The sequence below is a fragment of the Bradyrhizobium sp. SZCCHNS3016 genome (genome assembly GCF_032484535.1).
In the GTDB taxonomy this organism is placed as follows: domain Bacteria; phylum Pseudomonadota; class Alphaproteobacteria; order Rhizobiales; family Xanthobacteraceae; genus Bradyrhizobium.
The window spans coordinates 191,967-211,407 of the sequence record NZ_JAUETE010000013.1; the positions used below are offsets into that span (position 1 = coordinate 191,967).

Annotated in this window: 17 protein-coding genes and 2 pseudogenes; 9 read left to right on the top strand and 10 right to left on the bottom strand. The window is 63.7% G+C overall.

All coding sequences use genetic code 11. From position 1 onward, the window contains the following. Positions 1 to 14: 14 nt before the first annotated feature. Both QW881_RS24035 and QW881_RS24040 read left to right on the top strand, forming a co-directional pair. Positions 15 to 296 carry a hypothetical protein gene (locus QW881_RS24035; RefSeq protein WP_315737919.1) on the top strand — a complete coding sequence of 94 codons (282 nt, stop codon included), beginning with the start codon at positions 15 to 17 and terminating at the stop codon, positions 294 to 296. Positions 297 to 416: 120 nt separating this feature from the next. Further along, on the top strand, positions 417 to 1,172 hold the full coding sequence (locus QW881_RS24040; protein ID WP_315757449.1) for a hypothetical protein: 756 nt from the start codon (positions 417 to 419) through the stop codon (positions 1,170 to 1,172). A gap of 24 nt (positions 1,173 to 1,196) precedes the next feature. Here the strand turns inward: QW881_RS24040 and QW881_RS24045 are convergent, their stop codons facing one another. The 3 genes from QW881_RS24045 to pcsA form a co-directional block, all read right to left on the bottom strand. Then, positions 1,197 to 2,171 (bottom strand): quinone oxidoreductase, encoded by a 975-nt coding sequence (locus tag QW881_RS24045; RefSeq protein WP_315757448.1) that lies wholly within the window; start codon positions 2,169 to 2,171, stop codon positions 1,197 to 1,199. 184 nt (positions 2,172 to 2,355) lie between these two features. Continuing rightward, a complete protein-coding gene (locus QW881_RS24050; RefSeq protein ID WP_315757447.1) occupies positions 2,356 to 3,081 on the bottom strand; it encodes a TerC family protein in 726 nt (241 codons plus the stop codon). Continuing rightward, positions 3,078 to 3,812: a phosphatidylcholine synthase gene (gene pcsA, locus QW881_RS24055; RefSeq protein WP_315757446.1), complete on the bottom strand. Its 735-nt coding sequence runs from the start codon at positions 3,810 to 3,812 to the stop codon at positions 3,078 to 3,080. Before pcsA ends, QW881_RS24050 begins: the two co-directional genes overlap by 4 nt. Before the next feature lie 118 nt (positions 3,813 to 3,930). Here pcsA and QW881_RS24060 point away from each other — a divergent pair, with 118 nt between their 5' ends. Further along, positions 3,931 to 5,130, top strand: a complete 1,200-nt coding sequence (locus QW881_RS24060; protein WP_315757445.1) for a UbiH/UbiF family hydroxylase — start codon at positions 3,931 to 3,933, stop codon at positions 5,128 to 5,130. Positions 5,131 to 5,136: 6 nt separating this feature from the next. Here the strand turns inward: QW881_RS24060 and QW881_RS24065 are convergent, their stop codons facing one another. Further along, positions 5,137 to 6,090 (bottom strand): AEC family transporter, encoded by a 954-nt coding sequence (locus tag QW881_RS24065; protein ID WP_315757444.1) that lies wholly within the window; start codon positions 6,088 to 6,090, stop codon positions 5,137 to 5,139. A 142-nt stretch (positions 6,091 to 6,232) separates the two neighbouring features. Between QW881_RS24065 and hspQ the strand changes: the two genes are divergently transcribed. After that, positions 6,233 to 6,565: a heat shock protein HspQ gene (gene hspQ / locus QW881_RS24070; protein ID WP_315711998.1), complete on the top strand. Its 333-nt coding sequence runs from the start codon at positions 6,233 to 6,235 to the stop codon at positions 6,563 to 6,565. Between the two features lie 148 nt (positions 6,566 to 6,713). Here hspQ and QW881_RS24075 read toward each other — a convergent pair whose 3' ends face one another. Continuing rightward, positions 6,714 to 7,490 (bottom strand): invasion associated locus B family protein, encoded by a 777-nt coding sequence (locus QW881_RS24075; RefSeq protein WP_315757443.1) that lies wholly within the window; start codon positions 7,488 to 7,490, stop codon positions 6,714 to 6,716. A gap of 261 nt (positions 7,491 to 7,751) precedes the next feature. Between QW881_RS24075 and QW881_RS24080 the strand changes: the two genes are divergently transcribed. From QW881_RS24080 to QW881_RS24090, 3 genes are all read left to right on the top strand, one after another. Continuing rightward, positions 7,752 to 9,578 (top strand): extracellular solute-binding protein, encoded by a 1,827-nt coding sequence (locus QW881_RS24080; RefSeq protein WP_315757442.1) that lies wholly within the window; start codon positions 7,752 to 7,754, stop codon positions 9,576 to 9,578. A gap of 51 nt (positions 9,579 to 9,629) precedes the next feature. Continuing rightward, a complete protein-coding gene (locus QW881_RS24085; protein WP_315757441.1) occupies positions 9,630 to 11,138 on the top strand; it encodes a class I adenylate-forming enzyme family protein in 1,509 nt (502 codons plus the stop codon). Between the two features lie 155 nt (positions 11,139 to 11,293). Beyond that, positions 11,294 to 12,526 carry a GGDEF domain-containing protein gene (locus QW881_RS24090; RefSeq protein ID WP_315757440.1) on the top strand — a complete coding sequence of 411 codons (1,233 nt, stop codon included), beginning with the start codon at positions 11,294 to 11,296 and terminating at the stop codon, positions 12,524 to 12,526. Between the two features lie 53 nt (positions 12,527 to 12,579). Here QW881_RS24090 and QW881_RS24095 read toward each other — a convergent pair. Together QW881_RS24095 and opgC are read right to left on the bottom strand one after the other, a co-directional pair. Beyond that, a pseudogene (locus tag QW881_RS24095) lies at positions 12,580 to 12,711 on the bottom strand (IS3 family transposase); the annotation flags it as partial. 414 nt (positions 12,712 to 13,125) lie between these two features. After that, complete coding sequence (gene opgC, locus QW881_RS24100; protein WP_315757439.1) at positions 13,126 to 14,493, bottom strand: OpgC domain-containing protein; 1,368 nt, start codon at positions 14,491 to 14,493, stop codon at positions 13,126 to 13,128. Between the two features lie 575 nt (positions 14,494 to 15,068). Between opgC and QW881_RS24105 the strand changes: the two genes are divergently transcribed. Further along, positions 15,069 to 15,731: a response regulator transcription factor gene (locus tag QW881_RS24105; RefSeq protein WP_315757438.1), complete on the top strand. Its 663-nt coding sequence runs from the start codon at positions 15,069 to 15,071 to the stop codon at positions 15,729 to 15,731. On the opposite strand, the gene QW881_RS24110 is transcribed toward QW881_RS24105, so the two are convergent. After that, positions 15,726 to 17,846, bottom strand: a complete 2,121-nt coding sequence (locus QW881_RS24110; RefSeq protein ID WP_315757437.1) for an MASE1 domain-containing protein — start codon at positions 17,844 to 17,846, stop codon at positions 15,726 to 15,728. The two genes, QW881_RS24105 and QW881_RS24110, sit on opposite strands and share 6 nt — an antisense overlap. Positions 17,847 to 18,088: 242 nt before the next feature. Further along, positions 18,089 to 18,358: an integrase core domain-containing protein gene (locus QW881_RS24115; RefSeq protein ID WP_409999011.1), complete on the bottom strand. Its 270-nt coding sequence runs from the start codon at positions 18,356 to 18,358 to the stop codon at positions 18,089 to 18,091. On the opposite strand from QW881_RS24115, the pseudogene QW881_RS24120 reads away from it, so the two are divergent. Beyond that, positions 18,305 to 18,439: pseudogene (locus tag QW881_RS24120) on the top strand (GGDEF domain-containing protein); the annotation flags it as partial. The gene QW881_RS24115 and the pseudogene QW881_RS24120 overlap by 54 nt on opposite strands. Before the next feature lie 531 nt (positions 18,440 to 18,970). Here QW881_RS24120 and QW881_RS24125 read toward each other — a convergent pair. Further along, positions 18,971 to 19,423 carry a hypothetical protein gene (locus QW881_RS24125; RefSeq protein ID WP_315757436.1) on the bottom strand — a complete coding sequence of 151 codons (453 nt, stop codon included), beginning with the start codon at positions 19,421 to 19,423 and terminating at the stop codon, positions 18,971 to 18,973. Between the last annotated feature and the right edge of the window lie 18 nt (positions 19,424 to 19,441).

Sequence of the window (19,441 nt, forward strand, 5' to 3'; positions counted from 1 at the left end):
AAGGAGATACGAGAATGGCGAGAGACAATCTGGCTCGGGCACTACCCGTCACGGACGCCGCGAGCCACATCGCCCCCGCTGCCGCCACCGAAGAGGTTTTGATTCACGTCCGCTTCTTTCCGAACTCGGACATCAACTCGATCGGCGAGAAGCCGGCCGGGCTCACCGCGAACGAATGGTACGAGCGCCTGCTCGAGATGGCACGTCCGCACTATCGGACGTTCGCCGGCGGCCGCGGATTCTTCCGCATCCCCCGCCCCTGCTTCGACGCGATCCTGAAAGGCGTTGCTGCCTGACGTCGGCTCTCTCCGGATGAGGCAGCGGGCGTCCTCTCTGCCTCATCCTTGTCGACCGCGGTGCGCCGGGTGCGCCGCGGTCGCTGACGTTTTGGTTCGTGCGGGCGTCGGAGGAAAACATTGAGCGAAGCACCTTTCAGCGAACTGCGACGTGTCTTCAACGCGCTGCTGGCGTCCGGGCGGGCCTCGCAGAACCTGGCAGACATGCTCGCCGACCGCGCCTTCGATCTGTTCGAAGCCAACATCCACGCCCAGACGGCGCATCTGCCCGCCCTCGCCTGCGCCAAGGGCTGCCCCTCCTGTTGCGCGCTGCGCGTGACGGCGACGGCACCGGAGATCTTCCTGCTCGCGCGCTACGCCCGGCAGATCGATCAGCGCATGCCGGCAACCGCGCTCGGCTCGCTGTCACGACGGATCAAGCTCGCCAACCGCGCGACGCGCGGCCTGGGCGAGACCGAGCGAATGAAGCTGCACCAGCCTTGCCCATTCGTCGTGCGCGGCGGCTGCATCATCCATCCCGCGCGTCCGCTCGCCTGCCGCGGCCATGCCTCGTTCGACCGGCGCGCCTGCGCGCAGGCCATGGCCGGCCGCGAGGTGGATGTGCCGGTCTCGGCGCCACACGTCGCGCTGCGCGCCCTGGTGCAGGATTCGCTCAGGGACGCGCTCGGTGCTGCGGGGCTCGCCTCTGGCCTCTATGAGCTCAATCAGGGTCTCGTTCTGGCGCTCCACGACCCCGAGCGCGAGCGCGCCTGGCGCGACGGACAAGACAGCCTCGCGCCGGCGCGGATCGAGGCGTCGACGACGGCAGCGCAGACGGACGCGGTGCTCTGGAGCCGGGCTTCGGCTGGTGGCGCTTCGAACCGGGACGAATTCTAGCGGCAGATCCCGATCGCCAAGCGCCTATGGCTTGAGGATCGAGGCCCCGGTCGTGGCGCGGCTTTCGAGATCGGCGTGCGCCCGGCCCGCATCCTTCAGCGCATAGGCGTGATTGATCTGCACGTGCAGCTTGCCGCTGATCACCGCCGAGAACAGCGTGTCGGCGCCCTCCAGCAACTCCGATCGTTTGCCGATGTAGTCGTTGAGCTTCGGCCGGGTCGCGAACAAAGAGCCATGGCTGTTGAGCTCGGCGATCGAGAATGGCGGCACCGGACCCGAGGCATTGCCGAAGCTGACGAACAGACCGCGCGGCTTCAAGCAGGACAACGAGCCGGGGAAGGTCGACCTGCCGACCCCGTCATAGACCACGTCGCATAATTCACCACGGCTGATCTGCTTGACCCGTGCGACGAAGTCCTCCTCGTTGTAGAGGATGACGTGGTCGCAGCCATTGGCCAGGGCAAGATCGGCCTTCGCCTTGGAGCCGACGGTGCCGATGACGTGCGCACCGAGCGCGCGCGCCCACTGGCAGGCCAGCAGGCCGATGCCGCCGGCGGCAGCGTGGATCAGCACGCGATGGTGCGGCTCGACCTTGAACGTCTTGTGCAGCAGATACCAGACCGTCAACCCCTTGAGCATCAGCACCGCGCCCTGCTCATAGGTGATGTGGTCGGGCAGCTTGACCAGGCGCTGCCAAGCGATATTGCGCTCGGTCGCGTAGCCGCCCAGATTTTCGTAGTAGGCGACGCGGTCGCCGGGATGAAAATTCGTGACGCCCGGCCCTACGGCGATCACCTCGCCTGCCGCCTCGTTGCCGGTGATGAACGGCAGGCCGGGCGCCTTGTACAGTCCGGTGCGGTAGTACACGTCGATGAAGTTCAGGCCGATCGCGTGCTGGCGGATGCGGACCTCGCCGGGGCCGGGCGCGGCGACGTCGACCGGCTCATAGACGAGCACCTCGGGGCCTCCCACCTTGTGCACGCGCACCGCCTTGGTCATCCCGCCATCTCCCCTCGGACTCTCCATCGCCGCGTCCGAGAATCCGGCGAAAGAACTTCCGACACTTACCTGATTCTCATCGGACATCCGGCTCCGTTGAAGGAGCCGGACTCCGGCCGCGCATCGGGCGCTGCCGGCGGCAAAAGCGAAGGCGATCACGACGGCCTTGTCAACTCGGCACCTGTCAGGCGTTGCGCTTCCTGCGGTTGCGCGAGGCCATCACGTTGAAGGCTTCGACCGCCAGCGCAAAGACAATCGCGAAGTAGATGTAGCCGCGCGGGATGTGGAACTTGAAGCCGTCGGCGACCAGCGCGACGCCGATCAGGACCAGGAAGGCGAGCGCCAGCATCTTGGTGGTCGGATGGTTCGCCACGAAGCGAGCGACCGGTCCGGAGGACACGTACATGATGACCATGGCGATGATGACGGCGGCGATCATGATCTCGAGATCCTGGGCCATGCCGATCGCCGTGATGATCGAGTCCAGCGAGAACACGAGATCGATGACGATGATCTGCACGATCACCCAGAAGAACTTGTTGGTGCCGCCGCCCTGCGACCCGCCGTCCTCACGCGCCTCGACCTCGGCATGGATCTCATGCGTGGCCTTGGCGATCAGGAACAAGCCGCCGGCGATCAGGATGATGTCGCGCCAGGAGAAGCCGACGCCGCCGATCGTGAGCACCGGCTGCGTCAGCCCGATCAGCCAGACCAGCACGCTGAGCAGCATGATGCGGAAGATCAAGGCCAGCGCCAGCCCGACCTGCCGGGCGCGTGTCGCCTGCGGCTGCGGGATGCGCGAGGTGATCACCGACAGGAAGATGACGTTGTCGATGCCGAGAACGATCTCGAGGGCGGTCAGGGTGAGCAGCGCGGCCCACGCTTCGGGACTGGTCAGAAGGTCGATCATGCTTTCAAGGATCTCAACAGTCGGATCGCGGAGTCGCTCGCGACGATGTAGAGGGCGATCGCGCACAACAGCGTCGTCACGATCGGGCCCACGGCGAAGTTGTTTCCCAGCACATCGATGACCAGAACGCCCCAGAGCGCGACCAGCGGCAGCGTCAGCCAGCGCAGCCGTTCGACGCGCACCGGGTGGATGACGTTGAATGGGACGAAGGTCAGCGCGATCAGGACCGCGAGACCCAAGGTCGCCAATGATGGCGAGGGATGCAGCAGGAACAGGTAGAATGCCGCGATGTTCCAGAGTCCCGGAAACCCGCGAAAATGATTGTCGTCGCTCTTCATGCGGCGATCGGCGAAATACAGCGCGCCGGTGACGGCGATGCCGACGCCGATGACCGGCGCGGCGAGCGGCAGCAGCATCCCGCTGGCGGTGATGGCGTAGGCCGGCACGAACACATAGGTCGTGAAATCCACCACGAGATCGAGCACGTCGCCCGACCAGTCCGGCTGCACATGGACGACGTCGAGCCGACGCGCCAGCGGCCCGTCGATGCCGTCGATGACGAGCGCGACGCCGAGCCACCAGAACATCGCAGTCCAATGCTCGCGCACGGCCTCGAGCAGCGCGAGCAGCGCGACGCCCGCACCGAGCGCGGTGAAGACGTGCACCGAGAACGCCGCGGCGCGATGGGCGGGCGTTGCGGCCACCCTGCTCTCTGGTCTCAACTGATCCATGCGGCGCCAGTGCTATCAGGAATCGGAGCCAATTGCATATCCGCCGTTGCGGCGATGCGCCGCGCAGGCTCACGCAATACTCTTGAAAAAGCCCTGCGGGAACGTCAAATGTTCCCGCATGAGCAACACAGACGCTAGCTTTGATGTCATCGTCGTCGGCGCCGGGCCCGCCGGGCTCGCCGCCGCCATTGCCTTGTCGCAGACCGGGGCGCGGACGGCGCTCGTGGCCCGCAAGGCCCCGTATGCCGACAACCGCACCACCGCCCTGCTCGGCGGCTCGGTCGACTTCCTCGACGAGATCGGCGTCTGGTCATCGTGCCGTGACCGCGCCGCCGGCCTGAAGGCGATGCGGCTGGTCGACGATACCGGCCGGCTGATCCGAGCCCCGGAGGTGCGCTTCGTCGCCGACGAGATCGGTCTCGACGTGTTCGGCTACAACGTCGCCAATGCCGTCCTGGTCGAGGCGCTGGAACAACGCGCCGGCGAGATCGACGGCCTGGTGCGGATCGCCGAGGATGCGGAAAGCGTCCGCAGCGATGCCGATGCGGTGACCGTCACCAGCGCATCGGGCCGCGTGCTGACGGCGCGGCTCGTGGTCGGCGCCGATGGCCGGCATTCGCTGTGCCGCGAGGCCGCCGGCATCGGCGTGAGCCGGCGCACGCTGCAGCAGTCGGCGCTGACCTTCAACATCACCCATGCGCGGCCGCATCACAACGTGTCGACGGAATTCCACACGCCGCAGGGACCTTGCGTGTTCGTGCCGCTGCCGGGCGACCGCTCCAGCGTCGTCTGGGTCGCAGCCCCGAAGGAGGCCGACCGGCTGTTCGCGCTCGACGACGAAGCCCTGTCCGCCGCGGCCGAGCGGCAGTCGCATTCGATCTTCGGCCGCGTTCGCGTCGAGCCGGGCCGCCATGTGTTTCCACTCGCGATCGAGCGGCCCCTGCGCTACGAGCAAAACCGGATCGCCCTGGTCGGCGAGGCCGCGCATGTGGTGCCGCCGATCGGTGCGCAGGGACTGAACCTCGGCCTGCGCGACGGCATCGACATCGCCGATGTTGTGCGCAAGGCCAATGCGGCCGGCGAGGATATCGGTGCGCCGCAGGTGCTCGCGCGCTACGGTGCGGCGCGCCGCGCCGACATCCTGAGCCGCACCTTCGCCATCGACGTCGCCAACCGCTCGCTGCTCAGCGATCTCCTGCCGATGCAGTCGCTGCGCGCCGTCGGCATGCACCTGATGAGCGGCATCGGTCCGCTGCGGCGGCTCGCCATGCGCGAGGGCCTGGCGCCGTCATGGAGAGCCACGCGCAGGGCCGGTTGAGCACCGTCAGGGAAACACCAGCCGGCCAGTCTGGATCAGCCACATCACGCTGGTCAGGGTGATCACCGAGGCGAAGGTGCCAATCAGCACCGCCGATGAGGTCGGCTCGATCCAGCTGTCATTCTGGCGCGCGATCACGAACACATTGAGCGCCGGCGGCAACGCCGCCATCAGCACCGCGGTCGCCGCCCAAGGCTGCGCGAACGGCCCGAACAGCAGCATCAGCCCGAACGACAGCAGCGGGTGGACGACGAGCTTCACCACGGTCAGGACCGGCACCTCCCAGGGCAGCCGCTCGAACGGGCGCAGCGCCACGGTCACGCCGAGCGCGAACAGCGCCGTCGGCGCAGCGGCGTTCTGCAGGAACTGCAGGGTGCGGTCGAGCACGGTCGGCGGATGCAGCTGAAACGCCGCCGCCAGGATGCCGGCTGCTGTCGCCATGATCAGCGGGTTCTGCAGGATCTGGCGCAGCACGGTGCGCAGCGCGTGCGCCACCGAGGCGTGGTCGCGCTCGGTCAATTCGACGAGCAGCGGCACGATCGAGAACAGGAAGATGCTGTCGCAGCAGAAGATCAGCGCGGTCGGCGCCGCCGCCTTGGTCCCGAGCACGGCCAGCGCCAGCCCCGGCCCCATATAGCCGATATTGCCGTAGCCACCCGCGAGCCCGGCCATGGTCGCCTCGCGCAGCGACAGCTGCCCGATGGCCTTGCCGAGCACGAGCGCCAGGGCGAAGGTGAGCATGGTGGCGAGCGTCGTTGCAACCAGGAAGGGAGGGTTGCTCAGCTCTGTGAACGGTGTGCGCGCGATGAGGTTGAACATCAAGGCGGGCAGCGAGACGTAGAGCAGGAAGAAGTTCATCCAGGCGAGCCCGGCTTCGGGCAGCCTCCTCCACTTACCGCAGGCGAAGCCTATGAAAACGACGCCGAAATAAGGCAGGGCCAGGTTGAGAATGTCGAACATGGGCTCGGAGGATGACCCCTGGGGGGCCTGGGAAGGGCCTGGAATGCGGGGGCGTCGCGGCTTGACGCGAATCGGATTGGTCTAGATTAAATCCGGCCGCGGGGCACTAGCATCGCTCCCCATCCTGGTCTATTCGACTGAGATGATCAAAGCGCGAACTGCCAAGTTTCAGATCGGCCAGATCGTCCGGCATCGGGTGTTCTCGTTCCGGGGCGTGATTTTTGACATCGATCCGGAGTTCAACAACACCGAGGAATGGTGGTTGTCGATTCCCGAGGAGGTCCGTCCGCACAAGGACCAGCCATTCTATCACCTGCTGGCCGAGAACGCGGAATCCGAATACGTCGCCTATGTCTCCGAGCAGAACCTGGTTCCCGACGAGTCCGGCGAGCCGATCCGCCATTCCCAGGTTGCGGAGATCTTCATCAAGGACAAGTCGGGCGGCTATCGTCCGCGCAATCCGCTGATGAACTGACCTGTCGACCGGAGGGTTTCAACCCAGCGCCGTCGGCGCAGGCTTGATCTTTGGTCCCGGCGCGCAAGTCCCCTTACATCAGTTCGCAGAACGAAAAAGGCGCTCCGAATGGAGCGCCCTTGATTTTGCGGAATGGACCCGACCGGCGTTACTGCTTCGCCTGCGGCTGGCCTGGCTGGGTCTGCTCGAGCTTCTTGCGCTGCTCCTCGGCGCGCTTCTGCAGCTCTTCCTGCAGCTTCTTCTGGGTCTCCTCGAACTGCTTCGGGTCGGTCGGCGGGCCATCATAGGCTTTGGCGAAGCTGCTGTTGCCTTCCTGCAGCGGCAGCGGCAGCGTCAGCGCGGTGCCGTTCGAGTTGATCGCCTGGACAAACAGGGTCTGGCCCTTCTTCAGGTTGTTCACGAACTCAGGCGTGGCTTCGTAGTCCGACATGCAGCCGTTCTGGAAGCAGATGACGTATTTGCCTTCCATGAACTGGTTGTTGTCGATGACGATACGGGTTCCGGGCTGGAGCTGCATGCCGAGCGGCAGCGTCACGCGCAGGATCTTCTTCGGCTCGCCTTCAGGCTCGATGATGACGGCTGCAACCACAGGCTGACCGGATTCGATGCGGCCGTCCTTGCCGATGAAGCAGACCTGCTTGGCGTTGGCATCCTGCCCCTTCAGGCAGAACTTGGTCCACGGCGCGTAGATCAGCTGCGGCATCTCCTGCTGAGCCTGGGCCTGAGGCTGGCCGCCGGCGGGAGGAGTTGCAGGGGCCTGAGCGGCCGGAGCGGGAGCCTTGGGAGCGGCAGCCGGAGCCTTCGCCTTCGGCGCTTGAGCCTGCGCAACCGAAGGAGCGAAGGAAACGGCCAGCGCGGTGACCGCGAGCAGCGCGACGAGCCGCCCACGCGGCCCAACCGACGAGGCCAAGTCACGGAAATTCATTGCGGAAAACCCTTTCTGAACGGCAGCGCCCGAGACCGCCAAAGGCGCCACACCAAGCCGTTGAAGCGGCTGTCTCCTCAGGAAATGAGGCGGTTAAGTGACAGGCGTTGCCGCCTTCACTCAATCGCCCGCCTTCTTAACGCGGTGCGCGGAAGAATCAATGCCGCGAGACCATGTCGAAGCCGCGGTCTAGCGCTGGCGAGCCTGTGGTAAAAGCCCCTTGTGACCTGTTCCGAATCAAATGCTTGCGCCCCGATCCTGATGCTGCAGCGCATATTCAGCGCGGCCGCGAGATGGGCCGCCGTGATCCTGGCATTGTTGCCCGCGGTCTACACCCCCACGGCGAACGCAGCAGAAACTGCGGCGATCGCCATGCATGGTCACCCGGCCTTGCCGGCCGACTTCGACCACATGCCCTATGCGAATCCCGACGCGCCTAAGGGCGGTCGTCTGGTCTGGGGACTGCTCGGCACCTTCGATAGCCTGAACCCGTTCATCGTCCGCGGCATCGCCGTGCAGCAAATCCGCAGCTATGTGGTCGAGAGCCTGCTCACTCGCGGCAATGACGAGCCGTTCACGCTGTATGGCCTGCTGGCGAAATCCGTCGGGACCGACGAGAACAGGACCTATGTCACCTTCCGGCTCGACCCGCGTGCCCGCTTCTCCGACGGCAGCCCGGTGCTCGCCGAGGACGTGGCGTTCTCCTTTGCGCTGCTGCGCGATCACGGCCGCCCCAACCACCGGCAGTTCTACGGCAAGGTCGCCAGGGCCGACGTGCTCGACCCGCTGACCATCCGGTTCGATTTCGGCGGAGCCGAGGACCGCGAGCTGCCGCTGATCCTCGGCCTGATGCCCATTCTGGCGAAGCACGCGACGGACGTGGCGAGCTTCGAGGACACGACGATGACCGCGCCGCTTGGGTCAGGCCCGTATCGTGTCACCGCGGTGCAGCCGGGATCCAGCGTCACCCTCACCCGCAATCCGGACTATTGGGGACGCGACCTGCCGGTCAACCGCGGATTGTGGAACTTCGACGAGATCAGGCTCGATTACTACCGCGAGTCCAATGGACAGTTCGAAGCCTTCAAACGCGGGCTGTACGACTTCCGCGTCGAGACCGAGCCGCTGCGCTGGCACGACGGGTACGATTTCCCGGCCGCCCGCAATGGCGAGGTCATCCGCGACAGCTTCACCTCGGGGATGCCGCAGCCCTCGCAGTTCCTGGTGTTCAACACGCGGCGCGCGGTGTTCGCCGACGTGAAGGTGCGCCGCGCGCTGACACTGCTGTTCGATTTCGAATGGATCAACCGCAACTACTTCTTCGGGCTGTACCGCCGCAGCGGCGGCTATTTCGCTGGATCCGAGCTTTCGGCCTATGGACGTCCAGCAGATGCGGCCGAGCTCGAGCTGTTGAAGCCGTACGCCGCGCAGATCCCCGCCGACATCCTGGACGGCAGCTACCGCCTGCCGATCACCGACGGGTCCGGCCGCGACCGCGCAACGCTGAAGGCGGCGCTCGATCTGCTTAACGAGGCCGGCTATGGTTTCGATGGGACGGTCTTGCGGCATCGGACGACGCGGGGCCCCCTCGCCTTCGAGATCCTGGTCACGACGCGCGATCAGGAGCGTATTGCGCTGGCTTACGCCGGCAATCTCAAGCGGGCCGGCATCAATGCTTCGATCAGGGTCGTCGATCCCGTGCAGTTCGACCAGCGCCGCCTGAGCTTCGAGTTCGACATGATCCAGAACCGCTGGGACCAGTCGCTGTCTCCCGGCAACGAGCAGGCGTTCTATTGGGGCAGCGAGGCCGCCGACCGCACCGGAACCCGCAACTACATGGGCGCCAAGGATCCTGCGATCGACGCCATGATCGCGGCGCTGTTGCGCGCCCGCGACAGGCTGGAATTTATCTCGACGGTTCGCGCATTGGACCGTACCCTGATGGCGGGGTTCTACGCTATTCCAGTGCTCAATGCCGCCGAGGAATGGATTGCTCGGTGGAATCGTATAGAACGGCCAAAGAGGACGGCTTTGACGGGAGCGCTCCCGGAGAGCTGGTGGCAGCGGCCGGAGCCGGCACAGAAGTGACCAATCGGGGCAATTGGTCGTGGCCGGGTCCGTGAAAGTACGGGGCAACAGGTGAATCAGGCCAATACGTCGCCGACGCTCGACGCGTTGTTTCAACGCATCCTGGCGCGTAAGCCGGATGCGGTCGCGCTGGTCGATCCGATCAACAAGCAGCGCGTCACCGGGCGGCCGCCGATGCGCCTGACCTATGCCGAAGCCGATCGCGTGATCTCTGCGCTGGCGGCGCATTTCATCGACGCCGGCCTGCCCGCTCATTCGGTGATCGCGGTCCAACTGCCCAACACCATCGAGTTCGTGCTGACGGTGCTGGCCGCGCATCGCGCCGGCCTCGTGGTCGCCGTGTTCCCGCTGCTGTGGCGTCAGTCGGAGCTCGTGGCGGCGCTGAACCGCACCAGCGCGCGCGCCATCGTCACGATGTCGAAGATCGACGGCGTGATTCACTCCGATCTCGCGATGAATGCGGCGGCGGAGGCGTTCTCGATCCGCCACGTCTGCGGCTTCGGCTCCGACCTGCCCGAGGGCATGTATTCGCTGGACCAGTCGATCGCAAAACCCTCGCGTTCGACGCGCGGGATGATGCCGGACGGCCGCAAGGCCGCGATCGTCTCGTTCGACGTGACCGCCGACGGCTTCCGCGCCGTCCCGCGCACCCATTTGAGCCTGATCGCCGGCGGGCTCGCCGTCTCGCTCGAGAGCGATCTGCCGCAGGGCGTGAACATGATGTCGGCCTTCCTGCCGTCGTCATTCGCCGGTCTCGCCGCTTCGGTCGTGACATGGCTGTTGTCCGGCGGCACCCTTGCGCTGCATCACCCGTTCGACGCCGATGCGCTGGAACAGCAGCTCGCGGAGCTGGCCTGCGATACGCTGATCGCCCCGGCCCAACTCGCCTTGCGTCTCGACGAGGGCGACCTCGCCGCGCGGCTGCCGAACCTGCGCTATGTGCTCGGCCTGTGGCGCGCGCCCGAGCAGGTCGCGTCGAGCGCATCGTGGAAGACGCGCGACATCGAGCTCACCGATGTCTATCTGTTCGGCGAAGCCGGCCTGTTCGCGGTGCGCCGCACCGCGGCCGACGGCAGCCCGGGCCCGGTCAAACCGGGACGCCAGGGCGCGCCGCGCGAACAGCCGGGCTCGTCGATCGCCGGCGAGATCCTGGTGACGCCGAAGGGCACGCTCGGGCTGCGTGGCCCCATGGTCGTGTTGGCCGCCTACGCGCCGCCGCAACCGCCGAGCGACTCGCTGCTGCCGGCAGCGCCGCGCGACTACGTCGACACCGAATACGCCGTGCGCCTCGACCGCGCCCAGGACACGATCTCGATCACGGCGCCGCCGGCCGGCGTGATGGCCGTGGGCGGCTACCGCTTCCTCGCCCAGGACCTGCACGAATGGTCGAGGCGGCTCGGCCAGGGTGCGCTGCTCACCGCTCTGCCCGACCGTCTCAGCGGTCACCGCCTTGCGGGCCGCGCGATGGACAATGCGCGCGCACGGGAAGCGCTCGCCGAACTCGGACTCAATCCGCTGATGGTCGAGGCCTTCCGCGATCGCGCCAGCTCGGGCGGCTGATATTGCCGCGTTGGCCAGGTCGTCGATCCGGTGCGCCCGCGAGAAGGGCGCGCGCTCTGACAGGGGAACCGGTGCGTTCGGAACAGTGTTGACGCCGCGTTAACGGGAGCGACCTAGGATCGCACGTTGTCATCAGCGTATCCTGAGTTCCCTGGATGTCCCAACAAGGCCCGCTTCTCATCGTCTCTCCTTCCACGCGGCCTTCGCTGACGGCTGCCCTCGCGGCGGCGCAGATTCTCCCCTCCGTCGAAACGCGCTGGACCGATGCGCTGAGCGCGATGTCCAAGGTGCAGCCGGCCGCAGTGGTGGCCGTGATGGAGGGCGCTGATGCGGCCGAGCTTGCGGCGCTCTCGCGTCATATCGGCGCGCGAAAGCCCTACGTGCCGCTGATCGCAATCACGCCGGGTGACGCAACCCTGCCCGATCACGCTCTTCCCCTGCAGGACAGCGACAACCACGAACGGCTGCTGGCGCGATTGCGCGCCGCCCTGCGTGTCCGCACTCTGCACACCACCGTGTTGCGCCGTCTCGACGAGAAGAAGACGCCCGACGCCGCGCTGCCGGAAACAGATCCGCTCGATGATGCGACCGTGCTACTGCTCGGCCGCGGCAGCTCCCTGCCCGGCCTGTCGGTCGCGCTCGGCGAACGCATGGCCGTGGTCGGCGCGCTGAGCATCGAAGCCGCCGCGAAGCATCTGTCGAGCCGCGACATCGACGGCATCGTGCTCGGCGAAGGTTTTTCGCCCCGCGTGGTCGATGCGTTCCTCGCCGTCCTTGCCGAGGACACTCGCTTCCGCAACCTCGCCGTGGTCGTCACCGCCAACCAGCCGGCACCGCTGCAGGAACTCGCCAATCTCGAGATCATCGCCGGCGCACCCGCGCATATCGCGGCCAGCGCGCTGCCCTTGATCCGTCAGCACGCCTTCGAGGCCCGCCTCAACCGCACGCTGCGCGCCATCGAAGCCGGCGGCATGCTCGATCCGCAGACCGGCCTGCTCACCCGCAACGCGTTCGCCCGCGACTTCGCCAGCGCCGTCAGCCAGACCCAGAAGAACGGCGGCAGCCTTGCCGTCGCCCGCTTCGCGTTCGATCCGGTCAATCCGCGCGCCCAATATGACGGCGCCCGCATCATCAGCCGCCTGATGCGGCGGATGGATTTCGGCACCCACGAGGACAACGGTTCGGTCGTCGTCGTGTTCGCCGAGACCGATCTGCGCTCGGCTCACGCCATCGCGCGCCGCCTCTCCAGCGTGATGCGCCACACCTCCCACGGCAAGCGCGATACGCGCACGGAGCCTTCGGTCACCGTCGCCGCGCTGCAGCCGGGCGACACCGCGCGCGCCTTGCTGGCCCGCGTCTACGGCGAGGCCCAGCGCGCGGCTTCATAGAACGATGTTGCCTGCGTCACGGGCGTCATTGCGAGTGACCTGCCACCTAAGTTTCATCCAGTAGCATTTAGAGTCCTCTTGAATTCTACGCCGAGTGGCGCGGGTGCAGCAACGGGCGATTGGCGGAGCTGGTCGGGGTTGCGCAGCCGATCGCCCGTTGCGGTGAGGTTGGCGGCATAGGCCGCAAATTCCTAGGGGCAGGTCACTACATCAAAGCATATAACGTCAGATCTGAGCCTTCGTCTGGACCAAGAAAAAGGCCCGGCAACGCCGCTTCAAAGACCGCCGTATCACCGAGCTATGATTCCGGGTACCAGGTCCGCTTGCGCACGCCAGTTGAAACGGTCTCGTGTGCACGCACATGGGTGCAGGTCGTGATAACGAGCGCAAGCCGGCTGCACTGCCAGTCAGTGCCGAGCGCGGCGCTAGTGGGTGACGTCAGGTTGACCGACAATAATGCCGCTACGCAGGCAAACATCACACACGCCGCGATCAGCACCGCTCCCTTGTGGGTCCTTGGGTGGGAAATCATGGCCTTGGCTCCTCTGTACGATGGCCGGAAGAATAAAGGGCAGGCTCCACGGTCCTTGTGATCTAATTCACGACCTGACCCACAGTTTTCGCTGGTGGCCCGAAGGCGTGCTCATTGCTGGCACTGGACCAGCGCCGCAGCCGGACTCGCGCACCGGAGCAAACAGCATCTTTATTCGGCCACCTCGTCGGCCCGAGGCGGGCGGCGTGGGCGGAATGTCAACGCCGAGCGCCTTGGCTGTCTTGAGATTGACGACCAGCTCAAACCTGGTTGTCTGCTCGACGGGCTTCGCGTCCGGCTGCTGCCTCGGCTTGATCTTGATCAAGTTCAGCAGCGTCGCCGCCACGATCATCACCAGGACGCCACCAACACTGAGCGCGATCTGCATCGTCAGCCCCTCCGAGATGCCGAGCAGCGCCAGGCGGCTGGCGAACGTCAGCAGAACGCCGAGGCAGTAGATTGGCAGCGAATTCTGGCCACAGAGAATGGCGCCGCGCATCACCGCCGTCGTCAGCCCTCGCCAATTGCGAGGCACTAACCATACCACCAAAGCCGCAAGGGCCAAGAAATGCAGCAGTCGCAATGGATCGAGATTCGATTTGTCCATCGGGTAAAGCAGCGTCAGCAGCCCCTGCGGGACCAGCGCTTCCAGCGGTTTGATGCTCCAGCTCAATGCGATGATGAGGCTGAACACCAGATAGAGAGCGGCAGCCACAAGCGCGGTGCGTGAGGTCACCCATGGCCGGGCTCTCTTGCCTTCGATCATCCACCACACGCCAAGCACGACCAGCAGCTGCCAGGCCAGCGGATTGAAGGCCCAGTGGCCATTCGGCCATGCCGGGATGGTCCAGCCGAAGACGTGCACCAGTGCGTAAAGCAACAGCGACGCGCCGAGCGTTGCGTTCGGCGCTCGCAGCAGCAGCCACAGCAGCGGCGCGAACACAAGGTGATAAAGCACGAAGAGCGGCAAGACGTCGGTGTTGACGGGGCAGTATTGCAGGATCGCCGCGTGCGCGAGCGTCACGCCCGGCTGTTCCAACAGAATGCGCGTATTGCTCTCGTCGGCAAGATGGCCGCCGCCTGCGAGGTGAACCATGATGGCGCAGGCGAGCGTGAGCAGCAGAAATGCGACATAAATATCCCAGCTTCGCCACAGCGTCCGACCGATCACGCCGGTCCAGCCCCCGCAGCGCCATGCCTTGCCGTAGGCCAACGTGCAGGTTACGCCCGACACGAACATGAACACTTCCGCGGCATCGCTGAAGCCGTAGTTCCGCAGCGTCAGCCAGCTCCCGATGTTGTTGGGGACATGATCAAGAAAGATGCACCAGAGCGCGATGCCGCGGCAGGCATCAATGCGCAAATCGCGGCCGTAGCCTTTCAGCTCCGGCAACGCGCCTACCGATGGCTTCAGGTCGGCAGTTCGATCATGCATCTGATTGCCCCGTCCGGCGTACGAGCACGCTTCAAGAGGGACCGAATTTGACAAAAAGTCACCGCCGCGCTGCCGGATCGTGACAACGCCGCAATCTAGATCTGCTTCACGCCGACCCCGGCCACGAAAGCTATTGCGATAGCGATCATATGGCAGCGCTTGGTAGAACCTGCTGGCGCGTGAAGCTATCCGCTTGACGATCATCGTTTAAACGGCACAGCGCGTAAATCAGCCGGAGGTCCACAGAGAGAGGTTCCTAGGTCCTATGATCAAGGTACCGTACAGATCTCGGCATCAATCACCTTTGCCTACAGGCGAAGGTGACTCTGAGTCCCACGACTTTCGTGGTCCGTACTCGCGCTCCTACCGTGAGGCGATTACAATTACACCACACAACGGCATTCGGCTCCTACCTTGAGTGCCCGGCGGCGAACCGCTGGTTGGGCCACGGATGATGGTGGATGGACGGTATCGGGAGCCAGTCTTCCGCCAGCTTCTTCCTCGCCAAAGACCCGAAGGTGGGTGTATGTTTTTTTAAGTTGGATCTCCGTGCAATGGGATGACGGAGAGCTTTTATGAAAGTTCTTATTGTCGACGATCATGCATTAATCCGCGAGGCGTTGCACGCCATCGTGAAACAACTGAAGCGAGACTCCGTCATTTTTGAAGCTTCGAACGGCCGTGAGGCAGTGCACATAGTCGAGGAACATCCTGACATCAGCCTCATTTTGCTTGATATCAATTTGCCCGATCGAGATGGCTTCTCTGTCCTCCGCGAACTGCGTGACCGCTATGCGACCATTGCTGTCGTCATTCTCTCGTCCTCGGATGATCAAGATACAGTCAAGCGCGCTTTCAAACTTGGCGCTCTGGGTTTCATCCCGAAAACTACCGAACGTGAGGTCATGCTCAACGCCATCAAGTTAGTGTTCTCTGGCGGCATTTACATTCCCTCGGAGATTCTTGAGGAACCAACGTCTCCGCGGCTTACAAATAAGCTAGCGACGCGCGACTCTCCCAAGGGTCTCGGGTTGACCGATCGGCAGATTGAAGTGCTTGCGCTCCTGATGAAGGGAAAAAGCAACAAGATCATTGCCAAGACCCTCGATATGGCCGTGCCGACAGTGAAGAACCACATCACGGTCGTTCTCAAGGCACTCAATGTAACGAGTCGCACCGAGGCAGTAATAGAAGTCGGAAAAATGGGCTGGGATTTGTCGCCGAACTCTGATTCATAACGCCGCCCCGGTGTCTCTCCTATCGTCTTGATCCCTCAAGAACTCGTGCATGACAGCGCGGAGCCGCATTGGGTCGACAGGTTTGTGCAGCAAAATGTACCCTCTATCCTTAGCGTCACGTAGTGGTTCGGGTGCCGTATCGCCGCTGGTGAGGATAGCTGGAATTGATGAGCCAAACGCCGCACTAATTTGTTCAATTGCTCGGATCCCGGTCTTTCCGCTGGCAAGATGATAATCCGAGATTATAAGATCGAGGCGTTGTTGGCGCTCAGCCAGTCGGATAAGCGCAGCTTCGTCGGATCCGGCGGTAAGGACGGAGTATCCCCATTTGCCAAGCAATCCGCCCGTCTCCTCTCGCACAATTGGAGCATCGGCAATAACAAGAATTACCTTACCTTCGACCGCAACGACTGCGGAGCGAGGTGAGTCGACGGGCACGGTGGACGTGACGCATTTATCTGCCATCGGAATCAGGATTGCGAATCGCGAACCTCGGCCCACAGTCGAAGCTAAGTCGACTTGATGGTTGAGAAGTACGCGAAGCCTATCGACAATAGCCAGGCCGAGCCCCAGGCCGCCGTACCGGTTCCGTTCCGGGCCGGGTAGTTGAAAAAATTCGCCAAAAATATTCTGCTTCTGATCCTCAGGAATGCCGGGACCGCTATCCCATACTTCGATACGCAACATTTCACCGCGCCGACGACATCCGACGATGATCCCGCCCCGTGACGTATAGCGCACAGCATTGGATACCAGATTGAGCAGTATGCGTTCGAGCAGCATGGCGTCGCTCCGCACCCAGGCATCACTTCGCCGAACGCGTAGACGCAAGCCTTTTTCTCGCGTTGCCTGATCAAACGTAGTCTCAATTGTTTGCAACAGGCGCGCGATCGGGAATTCGGTAATTTTGGGTGTAAAGATTCCAGCATCGAGCCTGGAAATATCCAGGAGCGAGTTGAACATTTCATCCATTTCTTTGCGCGTTGCATCGATCCGCTCGATCGTCTTTGTCCTTTCCCCCGATTTGAGCGGCGTGCGCAGCTGCGCAACGAACAGGCCTAGTGCATGTAATGGCTGCCGCAAATCATGGCTTGCCATGGCAAGAAAGCGCGATTTTGCTGCATTGGCGAGCTCCAGCTCTTGCGTACGTTCTGCGACCTTCCGCTCGAGTTCCATCTGCGCGTGGCGCAGACTTTCCTCCGCTTTCTTGCGCACCTCGACGTCGGCGCTCAGTAACAAGCTTGGAACGGTAATACTGATCAAGAACATCAATACCAGCAGGAATGAAACGTTGAGATCCACGGTCGTGAAGGGGCCGCCGCCCGTGAGCGTCCCCCAAATCGTGATCCCCGCAAGCACCAGCGCAACCGTTGCGGTGTCACGTGGACCGCGGCGCAGCGCCGCCCACAACATTGGCAGGATCGCAAGAAAACCCAGTGGATTTCGGCTCGGCGTTTGCTCGATCAGGGGGCTGAAAGCAATGAGTCCAACAGCCGCCGCTGTTGCGAGGACGCCGACCGTCTCCAAAAATTCCTTACGGTTGAAAGCATGGTAGGGGCTTGATGCCCAAAGCACGATAACGGGGGCAATGACCAGCGCGCCGGTCACATCTCCCAGCCACCATGTGACCCAGGCGTTTGCGAAATTCGTCCGTTCGATGTACCCGGCGGTTGCCAGGCTGGACAGTCCAATGCTGGCGCTGATCGGTGTCGCGATCACGAGGCAAATCAAGGTAAACTTCGCGACAGAATATGGCGTCGAAAACGTATTACATCCGCTCGACCATCGATGGATTAGGTAAGCGCCAACAACCGCTTCAAGAGAGTTACCGGTCGCAATCGCAATCGCGGTGGCAACCGAGCCGGCGGTCGTCGCATTGGCGATCACCGCCGCCGTGAAAATTGCGGGCCAAGTCCGATATCCCCACAACAGCACCGCCGCCAGCGCGACACCTGTCGGTGGCCAAATTGGCGTTGCACTGGGATGAATAGAGGCGAGAGCAAGGCCACCTTTTGCCAGGGCGAAATAGATCAGTCCAATTGCGACCAGACCGCCGGCATAGCTAATGCCTCGGCGGAAATTTATCTCCGGCGATAGTGATCGTGGATCGGACATCGTCGATGCCTGAACTAGGCAGTTGGATCGCCCCCCACAACTGACCTTTGATCTTCTTGAAGATCTGCGAAACTGATCTCGTTGATAAAAATCTGTGAAACATTAATCCTCTTTAGGGACTCGTGCGACCATCTCAAGGTTGCACACGCGTTCGAGCCGGACTTAGCTAGCGCTCGCATGATGCCGATACCGGCGAGCATCGCAGGCCCGCCGTGTTCTGCAACTGACCTGCCACCGAAGTTTCATCCAGTAGGATTTAGAGTCCTGTTGGGTTTGACGCCGAGTGGCGCGGGTGCAGCAACGGGCGATTGGCGGAGCTGGTCGGGGTTGCGCAGCCGTTCGCCCGTTGCGGGGAGGTTGGCGGCATAGGCCGCAGGCGTCTGGTATGTCAGTGAGGAGTGCGGCCGCTCGCCGTTGTAGTCCCTGACCCAGGCGGCGAGCTTGCGCCGTGTGTCGTCGAGGCCAAGCTCAACCGCACGCTGCGCGCCATCGAAGCCGGCGGCATGCTCGATCCGCTGACCGGCCTGCTCACGCGCGCCGCGTTCGCCCGTGACTTCGCCACCGCGGTCAGCCAGACCCTGAAGAATGGCGGCAGGGCGACACCGCACGCACGCTGCTAGCCCGGGTCTATGGCGAGCCGCAGCGCGTGGCGTCGTGAGGAATTGGGCGCCCCAAGGACGTTATTTGCGCTTGTCCGAACTACGAGTCGTGCTCCGCAGGGTGGGCAAAGGCGCATGCACGGTGTCACCACATGCGAGATCTCGGATAGCGCCGGTGCCCACCATCTCACCGCGCAACATACCGATCGACGGTGGGCACGCTGCCGCCTGACGGCGGCCGCTTTGCCCACCCTACGAGATCTTGCGTTCCGTAGCCCCGATGTTGGACGTTCGTTCCCTCGGTCACGATCTCAACTAAACACCGGCATGTTGAGATCGCGCATTTGCCCCACTCGTCTGGTGCAATGACACTGGTGGACTTTGGGGGAGTCCGAAGAAGCGGAGAATGGCGCGATGCAAAACCCACAATCTCGCGACGAGACCGATTGGGTGAGCGTAGTCGCGATCGTCTCAGTCTTCCTCATCGCCAGCTTCGCGCTGCATTTCGGCTGGCAGCTTCGCTGATCATCCAGCGTCAACGCAGGTCAGAAGCGATCCGATATCCACCGACGTCTCTCTGCCAAAGCGCACAGCGGACAGACGCAGTTCGTCGGCAAGGATGTGCAGATCATTGGGAAGCTGATCTGAACGAAGCGGCATCGCTGGCACGGCAACCGGCTCGTACATGCATGTTGCATCCCTGCTGGAACGATGGGCGTCAATCCAATCGTAGACGAACAGCCCTCGTTCGGCCAAATCGACAAAGCTCGCCGGCGATCGGACCGTGGCGAGTAGATGAGCCGATGACACGATCGGCAACTGACACAAACGCGTCTCGATATCCTCAATAGGGATCTGATCCGAATCGAATCCGGCTGCGGGGATCGGTCCTGCACCCGCGCTTATGAAGGCGCCGACATGGCCGTCTCGATCAGAGGCGATCCACACGCAGTCTATTCCGATCGGATATTGTGTCATGTGAATCCGATAGCTTCC

Excerpts from the sequence above, each read along its gene's own strand:
- QW881_RS24090 (WP_315757440.1), top strand. The coding sequence starts at position 11,294 with ATGTCCCAACAAGGCCCGCTTCTCATCGTCTCTCCTTCCACGCGGCCT.
- hspQ (WP_315711998.1), top strand. The coding sequence starts at position 6,233 with ATGATCAAAGCGCGAACTGCCAAGTTTCAGATCGGCCAGATCGTCCGG.
- QW881_RS24125 (WP_315757436.1), bottom strand. The coding sequence starts at position 19,423 with ATGACACAATATCCGATCGGAATAGACTGCGTGTGGATCGCCTCTGAT.
- QW881_RS24105 (WP_315757438.1), top strand. The coding sequence starts at position 15,069 with ATGAAAGTTCTTATTGTCGACGATCATGCATTAATCCGCGAGGCGTTG.
- QW881_RS24035 (WP_315737919.1), top strand. The coding sequence starts at position 15 with ATGGCGAGAGACAATCTGGCTCGGGCACTACCCGTCACGGACGCCGCG.
- QW881_RS24080 (WP_315757442.1), top strand. The coding sequence starts at position 7,752 with ATGCTGCAGCGCATATTCAGCGCGGCCGCGAGATGGGCCGCCGTGATC.
- QW881_RS24110 (WP_315757437.1), bottom strand. The coding sequence starts at position 17,846 with ATGTCCGATCCACGATCACTATCGCCGGAGATAAATTTCCGCCGAGGC.
- QW881_RS24045 (WP_315757448.1), bottom strand. The coding sequence starts at position 2,171 with ATGACCAAGGCGGTGCGCGTGCACAAGGTGGGAGGCCCCGAGGTGCTC.
- pcsA (WP_315757446.1), bottom strand. The coding sequence starts at position 3,812 with ATGGATCAGTTGAGACCAGAGAGCAGGGTGGCCGCAACGCCCGCCCAT.
- QW881_RS24075 (WP_315757443.1), bottom strand. The coding sequence starts at position 7,490 with ATGAATTTCCGTGACTTGGCCTCGTCGGTTGGGCCGCGTGGGCGGCTC.
- QW881_RS24065 (WP_315757444.1), bottom strand. The coding sequence starts at position 6,090 with ATGTTCGACATTCTCAACCTGGCCCTGCCTTATTTCGGCGTCGTTTTC.
- opgC (WP_315757439.1), bottom strand. The coding sequence starts at position 14,493 with ATGCATGATCGAACTGCCGACCTGAAGCCATCGGTAGGCGCGTTGCCG.
- QW881_RS24060 (WP_315757445.1), top strand. The coding sequence starts at position 3,931 with ATGAGCAACACAGACGCTAGCTTTGATGTCATCGTCGTCGGCGCCGGG.
- QW881_RS24050 (WP_315757447.1), bottom strand. The coding sequence starts at position 3,081 with ATGATCGACCTTCTGACCAGTCCCGAAGCGTGGGCCGCGCTGCTCACC.